The organism is Paraburkholderia rhynchosiae (genome assembly GCF_002879865.1).
Taxonomy (GTDB): Bacteria; Pseudomonadota; Gammaproteobacteria; order Burkholderiales; family Burkholderiaceae; genus Paraburkholderia; species Paraburkholderia rhynchosiae.
Window position 1 is genome coordinate 1 of sequence record NZ_PNXY01000114.1, and the last position, 856, is coordinate 856.

General features: G+C 65.0%; 1 protein-coding gene and 1 pseudogene. Both read left to right on the forward strand.

From position 1 onward, the window contains the following. A pseudogene (locus tag C0Z16_RS39440) lies at positions 1–219 on the forward strand (integrase); the annotation flags it as partial. A gap of 147 nt (positions 220–366) precedes the next feature. Next, the gene (locus C0Z16_RS39445) at positions 367–633 is read left to right on the forward strand and encodes a phage integrase family protein (RefSeq protein WP_407070735.1); all 267 of its coding nucleotides are present in this window, start codon (positions 367–369) and stop codon (positions 631–633) included. Positions 634–856 lie beyond the last annotated feature (223 nt).

The window sequence follows — 856 nt, forward strand, 5'->3', positions numbered from 1 at the left end:
TGCCCCAGCCCCTGCCCCTGCGCCTGCTGCTCACGCTGCATCCAGTTTTCCGATGCCGACGAGCTTGCCGTGCTGCGCGCGTGGTACGCCGGCGTATCCGTGCGACAGGCCGTCGCGCGTTACGTGCCTCCGCACTCGGTGACGGGAAATCGGCGCGCGGCCTGCCCCAGGCTCAGCCGCAGCAAGCTGTTGGCCGTTGCAGGCGCGGTCCATCGCTGATGATCCTGTAGCGCTGCTTACTTATCAGGCAGCGGGACGCAAGCAGTACGCAAAAGGCGTGGCGCAGGCGATCGATGCGCTGCGCACAGCGCGCCCGCCGAACCGCAGATTGCCGACCACGTCGCGCAGTGGCTTTCCCCGCGCGCGGTGCGCGTGCTGCAGGCGTACGGCATGACGACGCTCGCCGATCTGACTGTGCGCATTCCGCGCCGGGGCCACTGGTGGAAGGCCGTGCCCGGGTTGGGCATGGCGAGCGCCCGTGCGATCGAGGCGCTCTTTGCCGCCCGGCCGGCCCTCACGAACACGGTGCGTGCGCTGGCGATCGCGAGCCACCGCGGCGACATCGAATCTGGCGCAACGAAGGCGGCCAAATCATCCGGAAAACCTGACCGTCCGTCTGCTTGTGCTGTCTGAACGGACGTAAGCGCCCTGCTTGTTCAGGCACTGTCCTTCAACACCGGGTGAGCGGTAACTCCTTCAGAGTCAAAACTTTAAATCCTAAAAACACGGCATTTCTTATATGGTCGCCTCCCATTTGCAAGGTAATTGTTCGTGGCGAGGAGGGTGGTTGCGGACTTATATCCGGACTCGATCGCGGGCATGCCCGCCGGCCCCGATGGATTTCGCCGCAAAGGTC